Below are 6353 nucleotides of genomic sequence, written 5' to 3' on the forward strand. Positions count from 1 at the left end.
CGTTTCCTCTCCATCTGGGGGTCGCATGTCCCACGCCAACGAACCCGTCATGGTCAGCGAGCTCGCGCACCTGCGCGATCGCTTGCGGACGATCGCGCAGGGCTCACCTCCCAGCACCCACCAGCGCAATGAGGTCACCACCCAGGTCGTTCAGGCCCTGCAGGCGCTGTGGGACAGCGCCTGCACCCGTGCCGGTCTGATTAACGACGATTGCGGTCACCTTGCGCTCGCGGGTGTGGGCTCGCTCGGGCGCGGTGACATGGGGTCGCGCTCAGATCTAGATCTCGTTCTGCTCCATGATTTCAAGGGCAGCGATGTGCGCAAGGTCGAGGGGCTCGCTCAGCAGCTCTGGTATCCCATCTGGGACGCAGGCTTGAACCTCGATCATTCGGTTCGGTCGCTCGCTCAGTGCCGCACGGTCGCCTCCGCTGACCTGCCCGCGGCGGTGGGGCTGCTCAGCACGAGACCGATCGCGGGGGAGTCGTCGCTTGCTTACCGGGCGTCCAGCTCCGTTCTCGCCGACTGGCGCGCCGCGGCTCGGCGCAGGCTTCCCGATCTGATCCGTTCCGCGAGTGAGCGTGCGTCCCACCACCGGGATCTGGCGTATCTGACCGAACCTGACCTTAAGGAGTGCAGGGGAGGGCTGCGGGACGCGGTGTTGCTGGATGCGCTCGCGGCCACCTGGATTGCCGACCGCCCCCACGGCAACGTGGACCTGGCAACGACCACGATCCTCAATGCCAGAGACGCAGTCCACGCAGTCACCGGGCGCCACACCAACCGGCTACTCTTGGGCAATCTTGCCGAGGTGTCCCAGGTGTGCGGGCACGATGACGAAGACGAGTTCCTTGCTTCTCTTGCTGAGGCCGGCAGGGAGATCAGCTACGCGCTGGACTCCACAATCCGCGCGGCCAGAACAGCGCTCGCGGCGCCGACAGGTCTGAGCCGAACCCTCGTGATCCGCGGCAAACGCAGTGCTCCTCGGCTGCGGTCTGTGGCGGAGGGGATAGTTGAGCACAACGGCGAGCTGGTGCTGTCGGCGGACTCTCGGACCAAGAACGACCCGATCCTTCCCCTGCGGATGGCCGCGACCTCGGTCCGCACGTCGCAGCCCATCTCTCCCTCCGCACTACCCACGCTGCGTGGCGCCCCGCCGCTCCCTGAGCCGTGGCCACCGGCGGCACGTGCGGCCTTCCTCCACCTGATTGGGTCTGGAATAGCGCAGATTCCCGTCTGGGAGGCACTGGACCTCGGAGGGATATGGACTCACTGGATACCTGAATGGAGCAAGGTCCGCAACCGGCCACAGCGTGCGGAAATCCACCGGCACACTGTTGATCGTCACCTCGTGGAGGTCGTCTCGCGGGTGCGCCCGTGGCGCAAGGAGGTTGCCCAACCGGAGGTGCTGTTCCTTGGCGCACTGCTCCACGACATAGGGAAGCAGGCCGCCGTGACGGACCACTCCGAGTTCGGGGCCGCGCGGATCCCTGACATCCTTGCCCCCATGGGCTTCTCACCCGACACTCAGCGCGACGTATCGTTACTGGTGCGCCACCACCTTCTGCTCTCCGCACTCGCGATGCACAACGACCCTGACGACCCCGCAACCGCGAGGGCTTTGCTGGACGCGCTCGAGTGGAAGAAGGATCTCGTGGTGGCGCTGCGAGCGATCACCGAGGCCGATGCTGCATCCCTCGCAACCTCCAAGTGGACCACCTGGCGCGCATCCCTCGTGGACCGCATCCATACCTCGGCGCTCGCGGAACTTAGGCGGGGAGGCGTTCGCGCTGTGTGAACCTTGCGGGCCGGTGGCTGTGGAAGAGCACGGAGCAGGTAACCTAGTTCCTTAGTACTTGTCACAACTAGAGCTTGGTAAGGGAAACGCAGTGTTCGCCACCCTGTCAGATCGCCTGACGTCCACATTCAAGAATCTGCGCAGCAAGGGTCGCCTGAGCGAGGCCGACATTGATGCCACGATCCGGGAAATCCGCCGTGCGCTGCTCGATGCCGACGTTGCCGTTTCCGTAGTTCGCGACTTCACGGGTTCGATCCGTGAGCGCGCACTGTCCTCCGAGGTCTCCGGCGCGCTCAACCCAGCGCAGCAGGTAGTCAAGATCGTCAACGAGGAGCTCGTCGCGATCCTCGGTGGCGACAGCAGAAACCTTCGGTTCGCCAAGAACGGTCCCACGGTCATCATGCTTGCGGGTCTGCAGGGTGCTGGTAAGACCACGCTCGCCGGAAAGCTCGCGGTCTACCTCAAGGATCAGGGCCACACCCCGATGCTCGTTGCCGCTGACCTTCAGCGCCCCAACGCGGTTACCCAGCTCAAGGTCGTGGGCGAGCGCGCGGGCGTTCCCGTGTATGCTCCACACCCGGGTAACCAGGGCGAGTCCGCACTGCCAGGAACTTCCGCAGGGGACCCCGTTTCGGTTGCACGCGCGGGCCTTGAGACCGCCAAGTCTCGACAGCACTCCGTCATCATCGTTGACACCGCTGGACGCCTCGGCGTTGACCAGGAGCTCATGGAGCAAGCGGCGGACATTCGCGACGCCGTCGAGCCCGACGAGATCCTTTTTGTCATTGACGCCATGATCGGTCAGGACGCCGTAGCCACGGCCCAGGCCTTTAACGATGGCGTGAACTTCACCGGTGTTGTCCTGTCCAAGCTCGACGGCGACGCCCGCGGTGGTGCGGCGCTCTCCGTGGCGCGTGTGACCGGCAAGCCAATCCTCTTTGCTTCGACCGGTGAGAAGCTCACCGACTTCGAGGTCTTCCACCCCGATCGCATGGCATCGCGCATTCTCGACATGGGTGACATCCTCACCCTGATCGAGCAGGCTGAAAAGGCGTTTGACGCTGAAGAGGCCGAGCGCATGGCCACCAAGGTCGCCGAGGGCAAGGACTTCACTCTCGCGGACTTCCTGGTTCAGATGCAGCAGCTGAAGAACATGGGCTCGATGAAGAAGATGCTCGGAATGCTTCCGGGCATGGGTCAGATGCGTGAGGCTCTCGACAACTTCGATGAGCGCGAGGTCAACCGTATCGAGGCAATCATTCAATCGATGACCCCCGCCGAGCGTGACAACCCCAAGATCATCAACGGCTCGCGCCGCTCGCGCATTGCCAAGGGTTCCGGAACTACGGTTACCGAGATCAACCAACTCCTGCAGCGCTTTGATGGCGCCCAGAAGATGATGCGCCAGATGGCCAAGGGCGGTGGCGGCATGCCTGGCATGCCAGGCATGGGCAAGCTCCCTTCCGCAGGCAAGCGCGCTGGCGCACGCCAGGCTAAGAAGGATAAGAAGATGACGCCTCAGCAGCGCGCAGCAGCGGCTCGTAAGGCGGCACGCGGCGAGGCACAGCCGGCATCGAATGGCTCGGCATTTGGCGTGGGGCAGGACCAGACTCCGGACCTCTCTAACTTCGAGCTCCCTAAGGGCTTTGAGAAGTTCCTCGGAAAGTAACCCTTCCCCGCTAAGCGGGCGAGCAAGGAGTTAGGCAGATGGCCGCACAGGCACTTCACCTCACTGGCACGGTAGTGATCGATGATCACCACGAGGTCGGCGAAGCGTGGGTGCTTGGCGGCCATCTGACGTTTACCAGGCCACTCTCGGACGTTGAGGTCACGTCCCTGAGCGGGGTGTTCCTGCCAGGGCTCGTGGACGTACACTGTCACGTCGGGCTCGGCGCACAGGGAGCGATCTCGCGCGACATCGCGCGCGGCCAAGCCATCAGGGATCGCGAGTCAGGCGTCCTTCTCATCCGAGACGCAGGCTCCCCGAGCGACACCCGGTGGATCGACCAAGATCCTGAACTGCCGCAGGTCATCCGGTGCGGTCACCACCTGGCCCGCCCCAAGCGCTACCTACGAAACTATGGCGAGGAACTCGGCAAGCCTGAGGACCTAGCCAGGGCAATCGTCGAAAATTTGGGGCGTGCAGACGGCTGGAACAAGATTGTGGCGGACTGGATCGACCGTGAGGTCGGAGACCTCACGCCGCTGTGGAGTCCGGAGCAGCTGAAGGCTGCGATGAACGCGGCGCACGAGCGCGGCGCGCGAGTCACCGCCCACACGTTTGCCCACGAGGCGATCGACCCACTCTTGGCCGCAGGGCTTGATTGCATCGAGCACGGCACGGGGATGGACGAGTCCCAGATGCGCCGCGCCGCCGCCGCGGGAGTCCCGGTCACCCCGACCCTATTGCAGATCGGGCAGTTCGAGAACATCGCTGCTCAGGGCGAGACCAAGTTCCCGGTCTACGCCGCGCGGATGCGGGGCATGTACGCGCGCCGATACGACCAGGCGCGAGCATTCTTTGACTCTGGAATGAGCCTGCTGATCGGTACGGACGCGGGCGGGACGATCGCGCACGGGCGCATCGCCGACGAGTGTGCGGAACTTGTCTCGGCGGGTATCCCTGCGCGGGAGGTCGTCGCCTTTGCCAGCTGGCGTACCCGCGCGTACCTCGGCGTACAGGGCATGGAAGAAGGAGCGCCCGCGGACGTCGTGGGTTACGAACGTGACCCCCGCGAAGACATCGGCGCGCTCAAAGAACCCGCCCACGTGATCGTGCGTGGGACGCGAATGTGACCAACGCCAAAGCGAAAGCGGGCGGCGAGGTTGGTTCACGGTAGAACTGGCCCGCGAGTTTCTGGCATAATCAATCCTTGTACTCGACTGTTTCTGGCCCCTCTCACCAGTTGCCGTTGTGTCCCGGTGAAGGGCGAAGGTTGTTTCCCCGACTACCGCCCTTAACCACTCCATAGAAAACAGGAGATACCACTAAAGTGGCTACCAAGATTCGTCTGAAGCGCATGGGTAAGATCCGCGCTCCTTTCTACCGTGTCGTCGTTGCGGACTCCCGCAAGAAGCGTGACGGTCGCTCGATCGAAGAGATCGGCAAGTACCACCCAACCGAAGAGCCTTCGTTCATCGAGATCGACTCCGAGCGTGCTCAGTACTGGCTCTCCGTTGGCGCACAGCCATCCGAGCAGGTTCTCGCTCTTCTCAAGATCACCGGTGACTGGCAGAAGTTCAAGGGCCTCCCAGGTCAAGAGGGCACCCTCAAGACCAAGGCTCCTAAGGCTGACGCTTCCGAGCTGATCGCAGCAGCAGCTGCAGACGCCGAGAAGGCAAAGGCAAAGGCATCCGAGGCTAAGGCAGCTGCCGCAGCTGAAGAGGCACCAGCAGAAGAAGCTTCGGAAGAGGCCTGATGCTTGCCGAGGCACTCGAGCACCTCGTTAAGGGGATCGTAGATCACCCTGACGACGTGTCCGTGCGTTCCAAGAACTGGCGTCGTGGAGAGGGCGAACTTCTAGAAGTTCGCGTTCACCCCGAGGACCTTGGACGCGTCATCGGACGCTCGGGACGAACCGCCCGCTCGCTGCGCACCGTCATTGGTGCACTTGCTGGAGATGCCGCGGTTCGAGTCGACGTCGTGGACGTTGACCGTCGCTGAGACGTGACGCAACTTATGTAGAGGCCCGGCCACCTAGTGGCCGGGCCTCTACTCTTGTTATTGGGTGCGTGCCCCAGATAGCGCGCCACCATCTATAGACGTTGAGGAACCATGGAACTGACAATCGCCCGCATCGGACGCGCGCAAGGGCTGCGCGGAGAAGTCAGCGTTGATCTTCGTACAGACGATCCGCAGTCCCGGTTTGCCACGGGCGCTGTGCTCGAGACCAAGCCAGCCCAGCATGGCCCCCTCACCGTGGCCCGCACGCGCACCGCGAGCGGACGGTTCTACGTCCAGTTTGAAGAGATTGCTGACCGGACCGCAGCCGAGGCGCTCAATGGGGTTGAGCTGGTCATCCAAGCGGAGAGGTCCGATGAGGAAGATGCCTGGTACCTGCACGAGCTTGAGGGCCTTGCTGTCGAACTCGAAGATGGCACCGTAGTGGGCAAGGTCGTGGGGCTCGAGTACCTGCCTGCTCAGGACGCACTGGTGATCAAGGAAAAGAACGGCACGCGCACGCTCCTGCCGTTCCTCGAGCGGTTCGTGCCCGTTGTCGACATCGAGGGTGGACGCGTCGTGGTCACTCCGCCGGGTGGGCTGTTCTCGTTCGACGCAGACCGATTGGTGATCTCTGACGAGACGAGCTCTTCGGCAGACAAGGATAACTAATCGTGCGTATCGACGTCGTCTCCATCTTCCCTGAGTTCCTGGCACCCCTGTCGTTGTCCCTTATTGGCAAGGCCACGGAGACGGGACTCCTCGACTTTGCAGTGCACGACCTGCGCGAACATGCAACGGACCGTCACCGGACCGTGGACGACACGCCCACCGGAGGCGGCGCGGGTATGGTCATGCGCCCCGACGTGTGGGGCGTTGCTTTGGATTCTCTGCTTG

At 63.5% G+C, this 6353-nt stretch carries 6 protein-coding genes and 1 pseudogene; all 7 read left to right on the forward strand.

The window, feature by feature from the left end; genetic code table 11:
- Positions 1-1795 (forward strand): [protein-PII] uridylyltransferase family protein (locus tag HGSM_RS09890; RefSeq protein ID WP_154646324.1); only part of this gene is annotated, 1795 nt, incomplete at its 5' end.
- Between the two features lie 91 nt (positions 1796-1886).
- Positions 1887-3464, forward strand: coding sequence for a signal recognition particle protein (gene ffh, locus HGSM_RS09895; protein ID WP_019148600.1), 1578 nt, complete (start codon positions 1887-1889; stop codon positions 3462-3464).
- Between the two features lie 38 nt (positions 3465-3502).
- Complete coding sequence (locus HGSM_RS09900; protein WP_019148601.1) at positions 3503-4591, forward strand: amidohydrolase family protein; 1089 nt, start codon at positions 3503-3505, stop codon at positions 4589-4591.
- Between the two features lie 197 nt (positions 4592-4788).
- Positions 4789-5214: a 30S ribosomal protein S16 gene (gene rpsP / locus HGSM_RS09905; RefSeq protein WP_019148602.1), complete on the forward strand. Its 426-nt coding sequence runs from the start codon at positions 4789-4791 to the stop codon at positions 5212-5214.
- Positions 5214-5459 carry an RNA-binding protein gene (locus HGSM_RS09910; protein ID WP_019148603.1) on the forward strand — a complete coding sequence of 82 codons (246 nt, stop codon included), beginning with the start codon at positions 5214-5216 and terminating at the stop codon, positions 5457-5459. The genes rpsP and HGSM_RS09910 overlap by 1 nt, the downstream gene beginning before the upstream one ends.
- Before the next feature lie 111 nt (positions 5460-5570).
- Positions 5571-6128, forward strand: a complete 558-nt coding sequence (gene rimM / locus HGSM_RS09915; protein WP_019148604.1) for a ribosome maturation factor RimM — start codon at positions 5571-5573, stop codon at positions 6126-6128.
- Positions 6129-6130: 2 nt separating this feature from the next.
- Positions 6131-6353, forward strand: a pseudogene (locus tag HGSM_RS09920) (tRNA (guanosine(37)-N1)-methyltransferase TrmD); the annotation flags it as partial.

Source organism: Timonella senegalensis JC301 (assembly GCF_000312125.1).
Classification (GTDB): Bacteria; Actinomycetota; Actinomycetes; order Actinomycetales; family Cellulomonadaceae; genus Timonella; species Timonella senegalensis.